This window comes from Peribacillus sp. SIMBA_075, from assembly GCF_046534585.1.
In genome coordinates this window covers 172,629-192,792 of sequence record NZ_JAWRYN010000001.1, presented here as the reverse complement: position 1 = coordinate 192,792, position 20,164 = coordinate 172,629, and the positions used below count along the sequence as shown (strand labels likewise).

Annotated in this window: 19 protein-coding genes; 1 reads left to right on the top strand and 18 read right to left on the bottom strand. The window is 42.9% G+C overall.

The genetic code is table 11. From position 1 onward, the window contains the following. Positions 1-19: 19 nt before the first annotated feature. The 12 genes from smc to SB775_RS00930 form a co-directional block, all read right to left on the bottom strand. The gene (gene smc, locus SB775_RS00985; RefSeq protein ID WP_410860274.1) at positions 20-3,583 is read right to left on the bottom strand and encodes a chromosome segregation protein SMC; all 3,564 of its coding nucleotides are present in this window, start codon (positions 3,581-3,583) and stop codon (positions 20-22) included. Positions 3,584-3,607: 24 nt separating this feature from the next. Further along, positions 3,608-4,348, bottom strand: a complete 741-nt coding sequence (rnc, locus tag SB775_RS00980) for a ribonuclease III (protein ID WP_061462380.1) — start codon at positions 4,346-4,348, stop codon at positions 3,608-3,610. 265 nt (positions 4,349-4,613) lie between these two features. Then, positions 4,614-4,847 carry an acyl carrier protein gene (locus SB775_RS00975; protein WP_034313729.1) on the bottom strand — a complete coding sequence of 78 codons (234 nt, stop codon included), beginning with the start codon at positions 4,845-4,847 and terminating at the stop codon, positions 4,614-4,616. A gap of 57 nt (positions 4,848-4,904) precedes the next feature. Then, positions 4,905-5,648, bottom strand: coding sequence for a 3-oxoacyl-[acyl-carrier-protein] reductase (gene fabG / locus SB775_RS00970; protein ID WP_284471299.1), 744 nt, complete (start codon positions 5,646-5,648; stop codon positions 4,905-4,907). Then, complete coding sequence (fabD, locus tag SB775_RS00965; RefSeq protein WP_410860272.1) at positions 5,645-6,592, bottom strand: ACP S-malonyltransferase; 948 nt, start codon at positions 6,590-6,592, stop codon at positions 5,645-5,647. The genes fabG and fabD overlap by 4 nt, the downstream gene beginning before the upstream one ends. 24 nt (positions 6,593-6,616) lie before the next feature. Beyond that, positions 6,617-7,606 (bottom strand): phosphate acyltransferase PlsX, encoded by a 990-nt coding sequence (plsX, locus tag SB775_RS00960; RefSeq protein ID WP_061462377.1) that lies wholly within the window; start codon positions 7,604-7,606, stop codon positions 6,617-6,619. A 24-nt stretch (positions 7,607-7,630) separates the two neighbouring features. Next, positions 7,631-8,188, bottom strand: a complete 558-nt coding sequence (gene fapR / locus SB775_RS00955) for a transcription factor FapR (RefSeq protein WP_089362437.1) — start codon at positions 8,186-8,188, stop codon at positions 7,631-7,633. 118 nt (positions 8,189-8,306) lie between these two features. Further along, positions 8,307-10,358: an ATP-dependent DNA helicase RecG gene (recG, locus tag SB775_RS00950; protein WP_317776755.1), complete on the bottom strand. Its 2,052-nt coding sequence runs from the start codon at positions 10,356-10,358 to the stop codon at positions 8,307-8,309. Continuing rightward, positions 10,355-11,239, bottom strand: a complete 885-nt coding sequence (gene sdaAA / locus SB775_RS00945; RefSeq protein ID WP_061462374.1) for an L-serine ammonia-lyase, iron-sulfur-dependent, subunit alpha — start codon at positions 11,237-11,239, stop codon at positions 10,355-10,357. Before sdaAA ends, recG begins: the two co-directional genes overlap by 4 nt. Before the next feature lie 37 nt (positions 11,240-11,276). Then, entirely contained in the window at positions 11,277-11,939 is a 663-nt protein-coding gene (sdaAB, locus tag SB775_RS00940; RefSeq protein WP_410860270.1) for an L-serine ammonia-lyase, iron-sulfur-dependent subunit beta, read from the bottom strand. 224 nt (positions 11,940-12,163) lie between these two features. Further along, on the bottom strand, positions 12,164-13,834 hold the full coding sequence (locus SB775_RS00935) for a DAK2 domain-containing protein (protein WP_410860269.1): 1,671 nt from the start codon (positions 13,832-13,834) through the stop codon (positions 12,164-12,166). Positions 13,835-13,853: 19 nt separating this feature from the next. After that, a complete protein-coding gene (locus tag SB775_RS00930) occupies positions 13,854-14,216 on the bottom strand; it encodes an Asp23/Gls24 family envelope stress response protein (RefSeq protein WP_089362433.1) in 363 nt (120 codons plus the stop codon). A gap of 253 nt (positions 14,217-14,469) precedes the next feature. On the opposite strand from SB775_RS00930, the gene rpmB reads away from it, so the two are divergent. Continuing rightward, a complete protein-coding gene (gene rpmB / locus SB775_RS00925) occupies positions 14,470-14,658 on the top strand; it encodes a 50S ribosomal protein L28 (protein ID WP_034313767.1) in 189 nt (62 codons plus the stop codon). Positions 14,659-14,863: 205 nt separating this feature from the next. Here rpmB and spoVM read toward each other — a convergent pair whose 3' ends face one another. The 6 genes from spoVM to SB775_RS00895 all read right to left on the bottom strand — a co-directional run bounded on the left by spoVM (position 14,864) and on the right by SB775_RS00895 (position 20,163). After that, positions 14,864-14,944, bottom strand: a complete 81-nt coding sequence (spoVM, locus tag SB775_RS00920; protein WP_034313769.1) for a stage V sporulation protein SpoVM — start codon at positions 14,942-14,944, stop codon at positions 14,864-14,866. 123 nt (positions 14,945-15,067) lie between these two features. After that, entirely contained in the window at positions 15,068-15,721 is a 654-nt protein-coding gene (locus SB775_RS00915; protein WP_089362432.1) for a thiamine diphosphokinase, read from the bottom strand. A gap of 102 nt (positions 15,722-15,823) precedes the next feature. Continuing rightward, the gene (gene rpe / locus SB775_RS00910; protein ID WP_410860268.1) at positions 15,824-16,471 is read right to left on the bottom strand and encodes a ribulose-phosphate 3-epimerase; all 648 of its coding nucleotides are present in this window, start codon (positions 16,469-16,471) and stop codon (positions 15,824-15,826) included. A gap of 1 nt (position 16,472) precedes the next feature. Next, complete coding sequence (gene rsgA / locus SB775_RS00905; protein WP_089362431.1) at positions 16,473-17,354, bottom strand: ribosome small subunit-dependent GTPase A; 882 nt, start codon at positions 17,352-17,354, stop codon at positions 16,473-16,475. 23 nt (positions 17,355-17,377) lie between these two features. Then, positions 17,378-19,408 (bottom strand): Stk1 family PASTA domain-containing Ser/Thr kinase, encoded by a 2,031-nt coding sequence (gene pknB / locus SB775_RS00900; protein ID WP_410860267.1) that lies wholly within the window; start codon positions 19,406-19,408, stop codon positions 17,378-17,380. A gap of 5 nt (positions 19,409-19,413) precedes the next feature. Beyond that, positions 19,414-20,163 (bottom strand): Stp1/IreP family PP2C-type Ser/Thr phosphatase, encoded by a 750-nt coding sequence (locus tag SB775_RS00895; protein WP_061462366.1) that lies wholly within the window; start codon positions 20,161-20,163, stop codon positions 19,414-19,416. Position 20,164 lies beyond the last annotated feature (1 nt).

Genomic DNA, 20,164 nt, shown 5'->3' with positions numbered 1-20,164 from the left:
ACTTCCTCTAATAATGAATTTAAACTTCAATAAAGTTTTCTGATTCTTCCATCCGGACGGAAACAAGTTTGGAAACGCCTGACTCCTGCATCGTAATGCCATATAGTACATCAGCCTCTTCCATCGTGCCTTTACGGTGAGTAATCACGATAAACTGTGTTTCCCTGCTGAACTTCCTTAAAAATTGGCTGAACCGGACTACATTCGCCTCATCAAGGGCTGCCTCGACTTCATCAAGAATACAGAAAGGCACCGGCCGCACTTTCAGAATGGAGAATAAAAGGGCTATGGCTGTCAGTGCCCGTTCTCCTCCGGATAAGAGGCTCAAATTCTGCAGTTTTTTCCCAGGCGGCTGTGCAATGATATCTACCCCTGTATTTAGTAAATCATCCGGATTCGTCAGTTTAAGCTCAGCTCTTCCTCCGCCAAATAATGCTTTGAAGACTTGTTCGAATTCTTCACGGATCGAATAAAAGGTATCTGCAAAGCGCCGCTTCATTTCATCATCCATTTCATCGATGACTTGGAATAATGTATCTTTCGCCTGTTGAAGATCTTCCTTTTGACTAAGGAGGAATTCATAGCGTTCAGCTACACGTGCATATTCATCAATCGCACCTAAATTTACCGTCCCTAATTCCTCTATTGCAAGCTTGATGAGCTTCACTTTTTTTTGGGCTTCTTCTGCAGGCATCATCAATGGATACTGTTCTTTTGCACCTTCAAAAGAAAGCGTATATTCTTCTCTCAAGTGGTCGAGACGATTTTCCAATTCCACATCCAGACGGGTTAATTTTACTTCTTCGTCCTTCATCACTTCAACAATGCCTCTATAAAGTCGATTTTCTTCTTTCAAGGCCAGTTCAAGTGTTTCAACTTGTGTTAGAAGCTCGTTTTTTTCCTGTTTTTTTATAGTGATTCCTTCAATTGCCCCATTTTTATCGAGCAATTTCTGCTGTGCCATATCTTCGAGGGATTCTTCCCCGCTTGAACTGTCTGTCATTTCATTGGTCAGGAGCCCCAAATCATCTTTGTTTTCGTCAAGCCTGCTAGTTTCCTTTGAAAGATCCGAATCAATGCGTTCCATCTTCTCTTTTTGGTTTTGTAGCTGCCCACGCTTAGAGGCCAGTGTTACCCTCAGTTCATTCGTTTCTTCGGCAAGGCTCTCTTTTGAGGATTGTTGGGATTGCTTTTGTTCCGTCATGTCGGAAATTAGCCGGTCAAGCCCTTCAATTTCCATTTTACATGATTCCAAAAGTTCTTCCAGCTCTTTAAGTCTTGCCGTTTTTTGCTGTTGTTCTTCTAAATATGAATTTTTATCCAAATCATAAAGATGCAGCCGTTCATTCACATTTCTTTCCTGTAGCTCCACTTCACGAAGTTCGCCCTTCAGGGTTTGTTCTTGCAATCGAAGGCTCTCCCCTGTTTTTCTGGTTTGTTCAAGCGTTTGCTCTTGAACACCCACATCCACTTTGAGCTGTTTGACCTGCTTTTCTAGCTGATTCGTTTTCGCTTCCATGGCGGCTAGTTTTTGATGGAGCTCTTCCAATTCCGTTTTCCTTGAAAGCAGGGAGGTCGTTTTTTGCTTTAACGCGCCACCAGTCATTGAACCACCTGGATTGACGATATCCCCTTCGAGGGTTACGAAGCGGAAACGGTGCTGCATCATCTTCGCCAAGTCATTTGCACCCTTTAGATCTGTCGTGATTATGACAGTCCCTAACAGGTTTTCCGCAATTGCTGCATGCCTGTCATCATATTGAATCAATGAGGAGCCCGTCCCCACAAAAGCTGAGTGGCTCTTTAGCATCGATAATTGGCTTACTGAAATCTCTCTTGCCTTAATGACTGATAAAGGCAAGAACGTCGCACGTCCATACTTATGTTTCTTCAAGAAGGAAATGGCCTCTCGTGCATGCTCTTCGCGTTCAACGACCACATGCTGCATCGCTCCGCCCAGAGCCGTTTCGATGGCCGTTTCATATTCCTTTGGAACCTTTATCAATTCCGCAACTGCCCCTTCTATGCCTCGAAGGGTTTCTTTCGCTTTTAAAACTTCTTTAACTCCCTGAAAAAAGCCTGCATAATCCTCTTCCATTTCTTCAAGAAGTTCCTTACGTGATTTTGCCTGTTGAAGGAATTGATAGGCCTTATAAAGGGTGGTTTCCTGTTTTTGATACGTATCCTTTGCCGCATTCAATTTGTTCTGCTGATTCCGGAAATAAGAGACATGCTCTTCAAGCTGCTTGGTCACATTTTCCATTAGCTTTGAATATTCCAATTTTTTAGCAGTGATACCCATTCGCTCGGTTAAGAACTTTTCATTTTCCATATCAAGTTTAGCATTTTTATGTTCCTGCTGTGTTAGCTGCTGAAGCAGGTACTGTTTTTCGTTTTTAGCCGATGCCTGCTTGTTCAACCACTCGATATAGTCACTCTTTTTCACTTCAATCATCGCTTCGATATCACTATTGAATAAGCCTAAGCTTTTTTGTTTTTCATTTAAGGTTTCCTGTATCCCTTTCACTTCCGAGGTCAGAGCATTCAGGAGTTCCGTTTCTCGTTCCTTTTGCAGGGACAGGCGCTCGACAGCAGCCTCACCTTCCACAATCGCTTTTTCAAGCTGTGACTTGTTTTGGGCGGCATTTTTTTTCCGCTCTTTCAAAACTTCTTTACGGCCTTCAAGCTTTTCAAGTTCTTCACTGGCATTCAGGAGAATTTCCTGAAGTTCATTGATTGATGTCTCAAGAGTCGCAAGACTATCCCGAAGCTTTTTGAGATGCGCTTCCCTGTCATGAAGCTGCCCTGCCATTTGCTGTTCCATTTCATTATGTTTTTCAAGTTCCTGGGATAGGTTTTCCCATTTTTCATAAAGTTCTTCTATTTCAAAAACGGTTAAAGCTACTTCTATTTGCTCAAGCTCTTCTTTCTTCTCCAAAAATTCCTTGGCGAGGGAAGACTGAATTTTCAGCGGTTCCACTTGCCCCTCCAATTCATGGAGGATATCATGGACACGGTTTAAGTTATCCTGCGTTTCCGTCAGCTTCGATTCCGCTTTTCGTTTTCTTGTTTTATATTTCAGGACACCTGCTGCCTCTTCAAAGATCACTCGTCTTTCTTCTGCCTTACTGCTTAGGATTTCTTCCACTTTCCCTTGGCTGATTATGGAAAATGCTTCACGCCCAAGACCAGAATCCATGAAAAGATCTATGATGTCCTTCAGTCGGCAACCTTGATTATTAATGAAAAATTCACTTTCTCCCGATCGATATACCCGTCTAGTCACACTGACTTCATGAAAATCAATCGGCAGGGAATTCGTCTCGTTATCAAGGGTCAATGAAACTTCTGCAAAATTCAACGCTTTCCTCGTGTCACTTCCCGAAAAGATGATATCTTCCATTTTTGCTCCACGCAGCGATTTCGCAGACTGCTCTCCAAGTACCCATCGGACTGCATCGGTCACATTACTTTTGCCGCTTCCGTTTGGTCCAACCACTGCCGTGACTCCAGGTACAAAATCAATCGAAATTTTCTCTGCGAAAGATTTAAATCCTACAACGTCCAAGCGTTTGAGGAACATGACCTTTCCTCCTCTACTGTTCAACTATCTTGTTGATTTTTTTTCTTTTAAAACGATCAATGCGTGCTCGGCAGCATGCTGCTCCGCTTCTTTTTTTGACTTTCCTAAACCAGAGCCCAGTTCTTCCCCATTCAGAGAAACGGTCGAAACAAACTCCCGGTTATGGGCTGGTCCCTTTTCCTGCAAGATCTTATATTGCAGGACACCGATGGCATCACGCTGAATCAGCTCTTGAAGCTGGCTCTTATAATCCATCACATGAGAAAAAGCACCCTCGTCTATCTTCGGAAATACAACATGCTTCAAAAACTGCACAACTGGCTCTAATCCTTGGTCAAGGTACAAAGCCCCAATATAGGCTTCGAATACATCCGCAAGCATGGCAGGGCGTTCTCGTCCACCTGTCATTTCTTCCCCTTTTCCGAGTAAAACATATTCCCCGAAAGAAAGGCTATTGGCAAAAGCGACAAGTGAAGGCTCGCACACAATGGCTGCCCTTAATTTGGTAAGTTCACCTTCGCTCATCATCGGATATTTTTGATACAAGTATTTAGAGATGGTCAGTTCAAGCACAGCGTCTCCCAAGAATTCAAGCCTTTCATTATCTTCATAAGGCTTACGGCGATGCTCATTCACATACGATGAATGTGTAAAAGCTTGTTTCAATAAATTTTCATCCTGAAAATGAAAACCCAGACTTTCCTGCAACTGTTTAAATTTATTATCCTTGATTGATGGTTTACGATTATTTCCGTTCCTACGCATCACACAAAACCCTCCACAACGGTTCAAAAAGCATATTTTTCCAATATATTAAAAAGAAACCTGGCAGGAATTCCTGTCAAGCTTTCCTATGTACATCATACATTATAATCCGCTTAAAGAAAACTAACGGAAAAAGACCACTGCAATGCAGGCGGGGCTACCTGGGGCATGCTCATTCCCTTATATCTGCCGCTGCATCAAACCTTCTTTAAGAATAAGAGAAAGCCCCGTTAAAAAACGGAGCTTTTAGTCAAACGACAATACATTACATAGTGCTTTGTATGTAATTCACAGCATCACCTACTGTGGCGATTTTTTCAGCGTCATCGTCCGAAATTTCCATATCAAACTCGTCTTCGAATTCCATGACTAGTTCAACTACATCTAGGGAATCGGCACCAAGATCTTCTTTGAAAGAAGCTTCAAGTTTAACCTCTGATTCTTCTACGTTCAAACGATCTACAACGATTTTCGTTACTCTTTCTAATACATCTGCCAATGTGTTCACCTCCCCTCAAAACATTATAAATTAATTTCGGAAAAAATCAAAGAAAACTTACATGACCATGCCGCCATCTACATGAAGAGTTTGTCCAGTCATATATTTGCTTGCCTCAGAAGCGAGGAAAGACGCCACTGCAGCGATATCTTTTGGGTCACCGAACCGTGCAAGCGGAATTTGGTCCAACATGGCTTTTTGGACATCTTCAGGCAATTCCCCAGTCATATCCGTCGAGATGAAACCAGGAGCAATCGCATTTACCGTAATCCCTCTTGAAGCAAGTTCCTTTGCTGTAGTTTTGGTCAGCCCGATCACACCAGCCTTGGCCGCAACATAATTTGCCTGACCTGCATTTCCGCTGACGCCGACGATCGATGCCATATTGATGATCCTGCCGCTACGCTGCTTCATCATTTGTCTTGTGACCGCTTTTGTGCAAAGGAAAACTCCTTTAAGATTCGTATTGATCACTGAATCCCATTCCTCTTCTTTCATTCGCATCAATAGGTTATCTCGTGTGATACCGGCATTATTAACCAAAATATCCACTCTGCCAAACTGTTCGATGACCTCTTTGATCATGCTTGTCACCGAGTCACTATTTGCAACATCGCACTGGATGGCAAATGCTTTACGGCCCAATGCCTTGATTTCTTCCACCACTTCATTCGCTTTCGTTTCACTGCCAGAATAGTTGATGGCAACGTCTGCTCCTTGACGGGCAAGTTCTAATGCAACTTCCCTGCCAATACCTCTTGACGCCCCTGTTACAAGTGCTTTTTTACCTTCGAGGATCATGCTTTTGCCCCCTTCAATGTTTCAATTGTTTTAGTTAGCGTTTCTATATCGGAGACCGAGTGAATTTGAACGGAACGATCGATCTTCTTTATTAATCCACCCAATACTTTCCCAGGGCCTACCTCGATGAACGTATCCACTCCCAATTCAAGTAGGGTTTTCACACTGTCCTCCCAGAGGACCGGTGAATACAGCTGTTCGATTAATTTTTCTTTTATTTCAGCAGGTGCAGTAATGGGCTTAGCCGTTACGTTTGAAATGACAGGAATTTGTGCCTGTTTGAAGCTTACTTCATCAAGGACATCCTGTAACTTTTCTGCCGCTGGTTTCATCAATTCCGAATGGAACGGTCCACTCACTTCAAGAGGAAGAGCCCGTTTAGCCCCATTCTCCTTGGCTTTTGCACTTGCAAGTTTAACCCCTTCTGAAGTTCCAGAAATGACGATTTGGCCTGGACAATTAATATTGGCTAATTGAACGGATTCCCCTGTTGCTGTTATTTCAGAAGTCACTTCAGATAGAGCTTCACGGTCCATTCCCAGTATCGCAGCCATTGAACCTTGACCATTCGGTACCGCAGCTTCCATGAATTCACCGCGCTTACGCACAGTATAAACGGCATCTTCAAAAGAAATTGCACCTGATGCCACTAAAGCCGTATATTCACCTAAACTATGCCCTGCTGTATAATCAGGTTTGATTCCCGCTTCTTCTAACTCCTTGACAAAGGCATAGCTCGTGGTCAATAAAGCTGGCTGTGCATTATAGGTTACCGTTAATTCTTGTTGTGTGCCATTAAAGATCAGTTCGGAAAGTTGAAAATCAAGTTTTTCATCGGCTTTTCGAAAAATATGCTGAGCACGCTCGTTTTCCTGAAATAAGCCATGACCCATTCCTATTGACTGTGAACCTTGTCCTGGAAAGACAAAAGCAATTTTACCCATCTGTTACTCCCCTGCCTCTTTGATTTATTTTTGTTTTTCTATTGTCTTTGCAATGGTCGATATGACGTCATTCCCCACCATATCGCGAGTCTGGCGTATCGCATTATAGACCGCGTTCGCATCTGAAGAACCATGCGCCTTTATGACAGGGGCCTTCAAACCGAATAGGCCAGCACCGCCATACTCCGAATAATCCATTTTAATTTTAATGCCCTTTAGTTCCGGTTTGACCATTGCTGCAGCCATCTTACTCTTGAAGTTGCTCATCAAGGCCGTTTTCACCATTTTAAATACACCCATAGCAGTACCTTCAAGTGTCTTCAACACCATATTTCCCGTGAAGCCGTCCGTAACGACAACATCTGCCGGTCCATTTAGAAGGTCCCTGGCCTCTACATTACCTATAAAGGATATCTCCGATGATTGCTGTAGCAATGTAAAAGCCTGCTTAGTCAGTTCATTCCCCTTTTTTTCTTCTGTTCCGATATTCAGGAGTCCGACCCGTGGCTTTTCAATTCCCCGCACTTTTTGAGCATAAACAGATCCCATTATTGCGAATTGCAGCAGATGCTCCGGCTTCGCATCAGAGTTCGCACCTACATCCAGAAATACGAAACCTTTACCATCGATTGTCGGAAGGGTTGGAGCCAATGCCGGACGTTCAATGCCTTCTATCCTCCCAACAACAAACAAGCCTGCAGCCATTAGCGCACCAGTATTGCCTGAAGAAATGCATGCATCTGCTTCTCCATCAGCCACTTGCTGTGCAGCTAATACCATAGAGGCACTTTTCTTGCGGCGGACCGCACGAACCGGTTCATCGGTACTTAATATTTTTTCATCAGTATGTACAACCTTTATTCGTCCATGTTTCGTTAAGTATTGATTTATCTCCGCTTCATTGCCCACCAAGGTAATTTCCACATCGGAAAAAGCCTCAACAGCTTTCATCGCTCCTAAAACCTGTGCCTTGGGAGCATTATCGCCACCCATTGCATCTATCGTTATCTTCATTTTCTTTCATCCTTTACTAGAAAGTTAAGAGCGATACATTTCGAACTCGCCTTTAAAAACCAGTTCATTACCAACGTAGCTTCTGACTTCCACCACGGAACGATCGTTGGTGTGGTCCACGTTTTTAACCTTCGCTTTAGCTACCACTCTTTCATTTTCCTTTACAGAACGAGTAAATAAAATGGATGCTTTTGCAGTTAATGCCAGTTCGTCATTAATGACCGCTACAGCCAATGAATTCGCTTGGGCAAAAAGATGATGTCCCCTTGCAATTCCATTCCGCTTAAAGACATGCTCTTTATTTATATCCAAAATCGAAATAGCATTGTCATCTAAATTAAGATCAATTACTTCCCCGATGATTTCATCCAAAGGCAAAGCCCTAATTTCGTCACTGAATTTCTTCTCAGCCACGCTTTTAATACGTTCACGCAGTTCCGGTATCGATAATTCAAGACGATCAAGCCTAATAGTCTGGACGCTCACCGAATATTTTTCAGCCAGCTCCTCATCCGTTACAAAAGGATTCTGTTTAATCGTTTCGATTAATAATTGCTGGCGTTCCTTCTTACTTCTTCGCATCTGAAGGTCACCATCCGTAGTATTATGACTAGGTACTAATAGTAGTATATATATTTTAAAAACAGATTGCAAGATATTGAAGAAATTCTCGCAATCTGCTAATGGATTTTCATTCAGATCAGTCCAGCTTTTCTCCCGTAAATACGCCCGTACCCTCTAAATAGTTCCGTAGCGGTGCATACTCCGGGGAATGCCAAAAGCTTTGTGAGGCGATCAATTTTGAAGCATCCATCCTTGCCACTTCCAAGGTCCTGTAATCATGGACCATGTCGGCTACTTTGAACTCAGGAAGGCCGCTTTGTTTTTTACCGAAGAAATCACCAGGGCCCCGAAGTTCCAAATCTTTCTCGGAAAGAGCAAAACCATCGTTTGTCTCGGTCATGATTTTCATCCGTTCTTTGCCGACTTCCGTTTTCGGGTCAGCCAGGAGGATGCAAAAGGACTGATCACTCCCCCTTCCGACTCTCCCCCGTAACTGATGCAACTGTGAAAGCCCAAAGCGTTCCGCATCATAAATGACCATTACCGTTGCATTAGGAACATTCACCCCAACTTCAACAACCGTTGTGGAGACAAGGATTTGTGCTTCATTGGCACTAAACTGCTGCATCACTTCGTCTTTTTCATCCGTAGGCAGACGTCCATGCATGAGCCCCACTTTATACATGTTCGTAAAGTATTGTGTAAGCATTGCATGAACATCCAGAACATTTTGTAATGAATCAAGTTTCTCCGACTCCTCAATCAAAGGACAGATGACGTAAGCCTGTCTCCCTCGCCTTAGTTCCTTTTCGACGAAAGTTAAAATCCGATCGAGCATTTGGTGTTTCGCCCAATAAGTTTCTATCGCTTTACGCCCTGCCGGCATTTCGTCTATCGTTGAGACGTCCATTTCCCCAAACACTGTAATTGCCAGCGTTCGGGGAATCGGTGTTGCCGTCATGAATAGAACATCTGGATTTGCACCTTTTTCACGAAGGATCCGGCGCTGCTCCACTCCGAAACGATGTTGTTCATCCGTTATGACAAGACCAAGGTTCCGAAAATTCACTTCATCCTGTATCAATGCATGTGTTCCTATCAAAAGATCAAGCTCCCCGGACTCTAGCAATTGCAATAGTTCCTTGCGCTTTTTGCCTTTTACCGAACTGGTCAACAATGCGACCTTTACTCCACTGGGTTCCAACATGGCCCTAAGGGATTGTGTATGCTGCTCAGCCAAGATTTCCGTCGGGACCATAAGTGCACCTTGAAAACCTGCTGTAATCGTCGCCTTCAAGCATATGGCGGCAACCACCGTTTTTCCTGAACCGACATCCCCTTGAAGTAGGCGGTTCATCCGATAGGGAGATTTCATGTCGTTCAATATTTCCTCGACGACCCTTTGCTGAGCGTTCGTCAATGGAAAGGGGAGAGTCTCAACGAAGGCCGCCACTTGCCCCACATCAAACTCCTGACCAATCCCTTTTGACTGTTCTCGCTGCACTTTACGAAGCGCCTGCATTTTAAGTTGAAACAATAAAAATTCTTCATATACAAAACGGCGTCGAGCCTTTTTTACATCATTAGCCGAAAGAGGGAAATGCATGGTACGAAGAGCATCGTTACGCGGCATCAGTTTGTAGGTCGCCAACAATTGCGGGGGCAGATTTTCTTCTATCATTGCTCCGTACTGAGAAAATGCATTGGAGATAAAGCGGCGTAGCCCTTTAACAGTAATGCTGCCCTTTACTGAATACACAGGTTCGAACTCTTTCTCCCGGCTATGATCACCAACGTGGCATTCCGAGCCTGTAATGGTTTGGCGATGACGATCCCATTTCCCAGTTACAGTAACAGTTTCGCCTATTGCAAGCTTGGGCTTCAGATATGGCTGATTAAAAAAAATGACATTTATTAAATATCTCCCAGTCAATAATTTAATCGTAAGTCTGGATTTTTTCTTCCCAAAGTATCCTAACGTGGGCACCGTATGAACCTTTCCTTCTACAGTAACCCTCTCATCATGCTCGACCGTTTCTAAATCCCTCAATCGATAATCTTCATAGCGATATGGAAGGTGCTCAAGGAGATCCGCGACGGTATGGATCTCCATTTCCTCCAAAGCTGCCGCTGTTTCGCCCCCAATGCCTTTTACTGCTGTTATGGGTTCCTGTAAAGTGGAGTTCACTTCTTATTCAGCGGCAAGCCAAAGATTTTCGCTTCCAACTCCCGTCCAGTCGGTGTAGCCGCTAATCCTCCTTGTGCAGTTTCTCTAAGAGCCGATGGCATCGTTTGCCCGATTTTGTACATCGCATCAATCACTTCATCACACGGTATGCGGCTTGTGATACCCGCTAGCGCCATATCTGCGGCAACCATAGCATTGGCTGCCCCCATGGCATTCCGCTTCACACAAGGCACTTCCACAAGCCCAGCAACAGGATCACATACAAGGCCTAGCATGTTCTTTAAGGTTATTGCCATCGCTTCTGCACTTTGTGCCGGTGTCCCTCCTGCCATTTCAACAATTGCTGCCGCTGCCATGCCCGAAGCAGAACCGACCTCCGCCTGACAGCCCCCTGCGGCTCCAGAAATCGAAGCATTATTCGCTACAATAAAACCAAATGCCCCTGCTGTAAATAGGAACTCAATTTTCTGCTCCCGATTCGGTTTTAATTTATTTTGCAAAGCAAACAGGGTTCCAGGCACAACACCCGCAGATCCGGCAGTGGGCGTCGCACAAATCGTTCCCATCGCTGCGTTCACTTCGTTTGTTGCCACGGCTTTGCTGACCGCATCCAACAGCATCTCACCGGATAAGGAATTTCCGGATTTAATGTAATTCTGAAGAAGGACTGCATCCCCGCCCGTCAGCCCGGAAACGGATCGTACACCTTGGAGTCCCTTTTCAACTGCCTGTTCCATCACATCCAGATTGACTCCCATCTGGTGGATGATTTGTTCACGGCTTTTTCCCGTTACTTCTATTTCTTGTTCTATCATCAGTGTAGATATTTTTTTCTGCTTTGAATCAGCCAATTCTACTAATTCCGCTACATTTCGAAACATGATACCTTCTCCTTCCTAAGTGGAAACGATTGCCCTATCAATCAACAATCCTCGCTACTTGAGTGATATTGGGGAGCGCTGTTATTTCGTTGATGACCTGATCCTCCAAGTTATGATCCACTTCAATGGTCATCAAGGCCATCTTCCCTTTCTCTTTACGGGAGACTTCCATCTGCCCAATATTGATTTGATGCTTGGCTAAAATGTTTGAAACATTGGCAATGGCACCAAATCGATCATCATGAACGACGAGTATGGCAGGATTGTGGCCGGATAGCCTCAATTTAAACCCATTCAGTTCGACAATTTCAATTTTCCCCCCGCCAATCGATATACCGACAAGTTCCAGTTCGCCATCATCATCCCCCACCGTTATTTTTGCTGTATTGGGGTGTTCCGGCACGGCTTCTTCTTCACGAAAAGTGATTTTCATTTTCTTTTTCCGGGCTATTTCCAGCGATTCTTTGATTCTCTCATCAAATGTATCAAAGTCAAGTAAGCCTCCTACAATGGCTACATCCGTTCCATGGCCTTTATAGGTTTTAGCAAACGATCCGTAAAAAGAAATATGGGCCCATTCAGGTTCCCGGTCGAATAAATGCCTGGCAACCCTACCGATTCTTGCAGCCCCTGCTGTATGGGAACTAGAGGGACCAATCATAACAGGACCAATTATATCGAACACACTTCTATATTTCATGAATCGCTCCTCCTTTTTTAGAACTGAACCCAAGGGAAACACTGGGAGTTAGTTTAATAATAACGCCAAATTTATTGTAATTCCATTCATGCTGTTCGTAATCCTTCATTTCACAAAAATAAAACTGCATAGCCTAATGACTTATGCAGTTTATTGCCTTTTATTTTTTTCAGGTCCTTCAAACAAAGAGTCGATGAAGTCCCACTTATCTTATGATACTCTTTTTATTCAATTGAAAAAATAAAAGAATATAAAGGTTGTTTCCCATTATGGACTTCAACTTCAACGTCTTCGAAATTCTCATTACAAAACGCAACAAGACTTTCGACATCTTCTGCCGTTGCATCCTCTCCATATAAAATGGTAAGGATTTCGGAATCTTCGTCAATCATATCGGAGAGAAGGTCTTTTGCCGCTTGAGTCATGTCTTTATCCTTAACTTTGATGGTTCCTTCAGCGATTCCCATGAAGTCACCGGTCTCAATTGCCAGGCCGTCAATGCTGGTATCCCGCACAGCATAAGTAATCTGGCCCGTTTTCACATACGAAAGAGCTTCAATCATCGCTTTTTTATTCTCTTCAGCATCTAGTGAAGGGTTGAAAGCCAACAATGCTGCCATTCCCTGTGGTACCGTTTTCGTTGGTATAACAGTCACATGATCACCAAGTACATCTGCAGCTTGATTGGCCGCCATGATGATATTTTTATTGTTAGGCAAGATGATGACATGATCTGCATATGCCTCTTCAACCGCTTTAACAATATCTTCCGTGCTAGGATTCATCGTTTGCCCGCCTTCGATGACGGACTTAGCGCCGATGCTTTTGAATAACTCGCTTATGCCAGCACCCATAGCTACGGACACTACACCGTACTTCTCTTTGGTTGACGGTTTCGTTTGAAGCGATGTATTCGATTCACCTACTATCGCAGTATGCTGTTCACGCATATTATCGATTTTCAGTTTGATTAAACTACCGTATTGCTGTCCATAATTCAGGCACGTGCCAGGCTGTTCAGAGTGAATATGTACTTTGACAACTTCATCATCAGAGATGACTAATAAGGAATCTCCGTATTCACTTAAATCATTTCGGAATTTTTCTTCATCAAACGATTTATTGGCAAGTTTTTCACTTTCCAATCGGACCATGAATTCCGTGCAGTAACCATACAAGATATCTTCCGTATTCATATGCCCTTGTACGTTCATGTGGTGTTCGGCATTGATCATGTCATCCATGCTTGGGCCATTAGCAGAACGGACTGGAAGGGCCTCACCTTTCAGCACAGCAAGGAAGCCTTCATATACAAACACCAACCCTTGCCCGCCGCTGTCTACGACTCCCACTTCTTTTAGGACCGGAAGAAGATCCGGTGTACGTTTTAATGAAGCATTGGCCTCCGTAACGATTTCTTCCATTACCTGAATTAGGTCTTGGTGGTTTGCTGCTGATGAAACCGCTTGCTTTGCTGCATCTTTTGCAACCGTTAAGATGGTTCCTTCAACAGGTTTCATTACTGCCTTATAAGCTGTCTGAACCCCAGCTTCAAAGGCTTGGGCGAATTCTTCACTATTTATTTCCGATTTATGTTCAATCGCTTTAGCAAAACCGCGAAAAAGTTGAGAAAGGATAACACCTGAATTCCCGCGAGCGCCCATTAACAGTCCTCTTGAAAGAGATGTACCCACTTTCCCAATATGTTCCTGGACGTTATTTTGCACTTCCTTCGCTCCGGAAGTCATCGATAAATTCATATTCGTCCCAGTATCTCCATCTGGAACAGGGAAAACATTCAACGCATCAACCATTTGGGCGTTAGCCGCTAAATGGTTGGAACCTTGAATGATCATTTCGGCAAAGCGCTTTCCGTTTAAACTTGTAATTGACACAAAACTTTCCTCCTATTACTTAAGGGTTCGTCACACGAACACCCTGTACAAAAATGTTAACGGATTCAACAGCCAATCCTACAGTTTTGTTCAAAGTGTATTTTACCTTTGATTGCACATTATGAGCAACTTCCGAGATTTTCGTTCCATAACTTACGATAATAAACATATCGATATGAACTTCTTCCTCTTCTTGACGGACTATTACACCTTTAGTAAAGTTTTCTTTTCTTAAAATTTCGGCAATGCCGTCTTTAAATTGTTTTTTGGAAGCCATTCCTATAATTCCGTAGCAATCCACAGCTGCGCCGCCTGCTACAGTAGCGATAACATCATTAGAGATATCAATTTGTCCATATTTCGTTTGTAATTCGATAGACATTTTCTTTTCCCTCCCAAAAAATCAAGTCAACTATAGACATTTTACTATAATGTCAATGGTTTTAAAAGTAAATGTCGTACGGCACTTTATATAATTCAATTTCAAAGTATGTATGTCAAGGTATTTTTCTTGAAAGTAATTAACTGAAGTATTGCATTCTAACGGTAGGTATGATAAATTATTAAAGTATTTTACAAAGACTTAAGACGACTGCGAAAAACTTAAGCTTGTTGTAGTTAGGAGGGAATTTAACATGGCACGTAAATGTGTAATCACTGGAAGAAGAACTCGTTCTGGTAACAGCCGCTCTCACGCAATGAACGCTAGCAAGCGTACATGGGGCGCTAACCTTCAAAAAGTACGTATTTTAGTTGACGGTAAACCTAAACGTGTATACGTTTCTGCAAGAGCTCTTAAATCGGGCAAAGTAGAACGCGTATAATGTTACGGCATCCTCTTAGGATGCCTTTTTACTTGTATTGGCCGGCATTTTAATGGGGATGGTTTTATTTTCGATGATCAGGTCTAGTCTGCATCAAGAAAAGAAGTCATCACCCATTAATCGATGGCCAACCCCTTTCATCATTCCCCAGAAATCCCGAAGAATAACACCTCCCTGAAATTGAGAGGTGTCATGGAGATAAGTATCAGCCTTTTTTAAACGCTCCGAGCATAGCCCTTACCAAACTGCCCAGAACTTTTGGCAATTTAATCGTATAAAATTTCATCATGCCCCTCCTCTTTGCATCCCACAATAAAAGATGAAGTGGAATTTTTCTATTACAACATAAGCTTTTAAGCGGATATAGGATGATTGAAAATTATATCCGAATCTGCTCTAAGCATGAATTTTAATCACTGCTTCTTATCACCATTAATATGCCTTTCTCAAATGAAACATTCCCAGATTCGGAAATTAGTTCATTGCTGATGCAAAGCGTCGAACCCATTTCCAGGCTTGCATCACTCAGTGGGTATTTGAAGCCTGATAGTGTAATGCCGCTGACTTCCGCCGTTACTGGGAGCAATGACATGTATTTCTTATCTTTCAAAGCAGCGACCTCATAAGAACCCGCTGTTTTCACTGTGAATATATTTTGCTGATCGACTATGTATATATCAATGTCTTCATGAAAAGGGAGGACACTTTCTTTTTGGAGCAGCTGGATATTACCAAGAAAATGATCCATTCTTCCCCCTGTAGCGCCCAGAATGTGAATTTCACTTGGTTTTTGCCCTAGAGCCCATTTAAATGCAATTTCTAAATCCGTTTCATCCTTTTCTGAAGAATATAGATTGATTTGTTCCAGTGTTTGCTCAATCTTCTTATATTCATCTTCCGAAACCGAATCAAAATCCCCAAAACCGTACTTAGGTTCGATACCTTTTTCAAGCAAGGCCCAGACTCCCCTGTCAACCCCGACCCAAAGATCAGTCATCTCCTTATACCACGTCAGATCCGGCCAAAAACATTCCGGACCTCCAGCCATTATACTAATAATCATCGAAATCATCCTTTTCTATGTATATTCATACCCAAGATGCCTTTGTTTAATTGATAAAAAAAGCCGATCACTATCATATGAATATGATAGTGTCGGCTTATATCACTTTCCCCGAATCTTTTGAATCGCTGCGTGTCGATCTTCTTGATTATAGATTGCCGATCCGGCCACCAGGACTGTCGCCCCTTGTTCAATACATAATTTAGCCGTTTCTTCGTTTACTCCACCATCAATCTCTATTTCCAGATCTTGATTATACATTTCTGCCATCGCCTTCACCTCGGCAATTTTGGGCAGTACGGATGTAATGAACTTTTGCCCGCCAAAACCCGGGTTAACTGTCATCAACAATACCATATCAATATCTTCAATTATAGGTTGGATCAAGGAAGCTGGTGTGGCTGGATTAAGCACCACTCCTGCCTTTACACCAAAAGATTTAATCAATTGGATCGTCCGATGCAAATGGGTGCATGCCTCTAAATGCACAGTTATATAATCGGCTCCTGCTTTCGCAAATGCCTCGATATAACGATCAGGTTGTGCGATCATTAAGTGAACATCAAGCGGAAGTTTCGTCACCGGTCGGATAGCATCGACGATTAACGGACCTATCGTAATATTCGGCACGAAATGTCCATCCATGACATCTATATGGATTAAATCCGCTCCGCCCCTTTCTACATCTAGAATTTCTTCCCCCAATTTTGCAAAGTTAGCTGATAAAATGGATGGTGCGATTTTAACCATTTTAATACCTCGGCTTTCTATCTCTGATTTCCTCTAAGAATTGCATATAATGCTCATATCGATAAAGTGGAATTTCCCCGGAATCCACCGCTCCCTTCACAGCGCACTTCGGTTCTTTATCATGCAGACAAGCCCGAAATTTACAGTCCTCCCCATGCTTATGCATTTCCGGGAAGCAATAGGATAACCGTTCAGCTTCCATTTCCATGAATTCAAGTGAACTGAAACCTGGTGTATCCGCGACAAGCCCAGAGCCAATGTGAATCAATTCAACATGGCGGGTGGTATGCTTCCCACGTCCTAGGTGTGACGAAATATCATCCGTCTTTAAAGCCAATTCAGGATTGATTGCATTCAGCAAAGACGATTTCCCAACACCGGACTGACCGGCAAATACACTCGTTTTTCCTTCTAAATACGGTACTAGTCCTTCAATGCCTCCAGCGGTAACTGAAGATGTCTCCAGTACAGTATAGCCAAGTTTCTGGTAGTCCTTGATATACTGAGACAATTTCTGCTGGTTTTCAGAAGTAACCAAGTCAAGTTTGGTCACAACGATAATGGGTTCGATCTCGTTATCTTCAATTAGTACAAGAAATCGATCAAGCAAAGCTGGACTGAAATCAGGTTCTACTGCCGAAAAGACTAGGATGGCTTGGTCTACATTTGATATTTGCGGTCGGATCAATTCATTCTTTCGCGGTTTTATTTCGGTAACGGTCCCATCCGTTTTATTTTCCGCTTGAAAAACAACATAATCCCCTACAAGTGGAGTTACCTTATTTTTCCTGAACACTCCCCGTCCCCGGCATTGATAGACCTCTTCTCCATCAAGGACATAATAAAATCCACTTAATGCTTTGATAATTTTTCCTTCGGGCATAACCACACTCCTAATTATTAAATTTATTCTGGATAAGAGACGGCCTGGTCGATGATGACCTGATTATCCCGCATGACTTTATATCCTGCTTTCTTATCCGGGGAAACCGTTAATTCGATCGTTCGCTTGGCATTTTCCACGATAAAGAATGTTTCTTTAGGCTCCGTCATGCTATTGTTGATATCCTCAATGAAAATTTGTATCTTTTGGGCTTTGCCCGGCTCAACCGGATCATACTCGATTTTGATTTCCTCCGTTACCTTCTTAGGAGGAATCTCTTCTTTCCCTTTTGAAAGGACCACTTTCACCGTACTGCCCCTTTCCACCTTCGTACCCGGTTCTGGTGACTGGGAAATGACAAGCCCCTCTGCAACGGAATCATCATAGACTTCTTTTTCCACATCGACCTTTATTCCACTATCACTGGAATAATCATTAAGGCCAGTTTCATTGAACCCTGTTAAGTTCTTCAAGCTCAATAAATCTTCCCCTTTACTGACCGTTAACTCAAGCTCCGTTTCCGATGGTACGATATCAGTGGCACCCGAAGGCCTTTGTTCTATGATTGTACCGGGAGCACTGTCATCATATTTTTCGGTCACGATTATGTTTTTGAATCCCATTTTATCAAGCAATGATTTAATATCTGAGTAATCTCGGCCTTCATAGCTGGACAATGAAATCGTTTCTTTACCAATGCTTTGGTAAATATCGACTTCTGCGCCTGCCTTGACAGTCTTACCTGCCTTAGGGTTGGTTTTGATCACAAGGTCCGCATCAACCTCTTCATCTTCAATCTCAATCGTATCTCCGATGACCAAATCCAATTTAAGCAATTCAGTAATGGCATCATCCAATTCTTTCCCTTTAAGTTCAGGGATCGTCACTTCCTTCGAACCAAAGAGGGAAGGTAAAACAGTGACAGATAAAACAGCAAGTAGGGCAAGTACTAAAAAGGTGGTCACCAAAATGGCAGGCATTTTCTTTCGTTTTTTATCTTTTTGTTCCGATTTCGTTTTTTGTTTTTTCTGTTTCTTCTGTTTCTTTTGTTTCTTCGATTTACTCTCTGCTTCTGATCCACTTTCCCCATCATCCGCATAGACTAAAGTATTTTTTTCCGGACCTCTAATGATAGTCTCATCTATGCTTGAAAGCTGATCGTCCGTAATGACAGGGATGGCTTTGGTCGCATCATGATCTTCAGGAATCGTAAAAGGCAGTTCATTTGAACGTTCAGGATTAAGTGATGTCCGAATGTCATCTTCCATTGAGTCTACGCTCTCATAGCGGTAATATGAATCTTTGGCTGTCGCTTTCAAGATGATATTTTCCACACTCTGAGGTATTTCAGAGTTCCAGCGTTTTGGCGAAGGAGTTTCCGATTGTAAATGTTTAAGAGCTATCGAAACGGCAGATTCACCCGAAAAAGGCAATCTCCCCGTCAGTAATTCAAACATGACGATGCCAAGTGAATAAATGTCCGACTTTTTATTGGCCATTCCGCCTCTAGCCTGTTCTGGAGATAAATAATGAACAGAGCCTAAGACTGCGTTAGTCTGAGTTATATTTGTTGCACTCAGGGCCAATGCAATTCCAAAGTCCGTAATCTTGACGGTTCCTTCTTTATCAATCAAAATGTTCTGTGGCTTGATGTCACGATGGATGATCCCATTATGATGGGCATGGGAAATAGCTGCCGTGATTTGCTTCATGATATCCAAGGCTTTATCAACTGGAATGGGATAATATTTTTGTATGTATTGCTTAAGTGTAAAACCGTCCACGTATTCCATTACAATATAATAGATGGACTCTTCTTCCCCGACATCATAAATGCTTACGATATTGGGATGGGCCAAACTGGTTGCCGATTGGGCTTCCCGATTGAAGCGCTTGATGAACTCTTCGTCGTTATTAAAATCCATGCGAAGGATTTTCAATGCAACATCCCTATCTAAAATCATATCCCTTGCAAGGTAAACATTCGCCATACCGCCGCCACCGACCATCTCGATCAGTTTATAACGGCCGTTGATTCTTCTACCAATCAACATTCAATTCACCTGCTTTCACTTTCTTCAGTAAATTGAACAAGCACAAGAGTGATATTATCTTCCCCACCGTAGTGATTGGCCATATCTATTAATGAATTCGCCTTTTCTTCAAGTGGCTGCCCATTGGTTATCGTATCTTCAAGTTCCTGTTCACTCACTTTATTCGTCAAACCATCCGAACAAAGCAATAGTAAATCATTTTCCTCAAAGATGACCGTCGTAATGTCCATTTCCACTTGCAATTCTGTCCCCAAGGCTCGTAATAAAACATTTTTTCGTGGATGGTTCTCGGCATCTTCCTTCGAAATCTGCCCAGAACGGACCAGTTCATTAACAAGTGAATGATCTTCCGTGACCTGCTTAAAACCGCTCTCATTATACAAATAACATCGGCTGTCCCCGATGTTGGCAATGGTAGCAAACTTGTCGGTACAAATGGCTGCAACAATCGTTGTCCCCATACCCTTACATTCCGTATTTGCTTCGGCATGTTCAAAAAGCAACTGATTGACCAAGACGATTTGCTGTTTCAGCCAATCCTCAGCATCATTTGCCGTTTCGATCCCGCTTGATACTTCCCAGCCTTTTTTCAAAAGGTCTATCGTCATTGCACTCGCTACATCCCCGGCACGGTGGCCGCCCATGCCATCTGCAACGATGGCAAGGCGGACGCCTTCCGAGTTCTTAAAAATTCCGCCATTATCTTCATTATGCTGGCGGACTTTTCCACGGTCTGTTTTAAATATTGCCCTCATA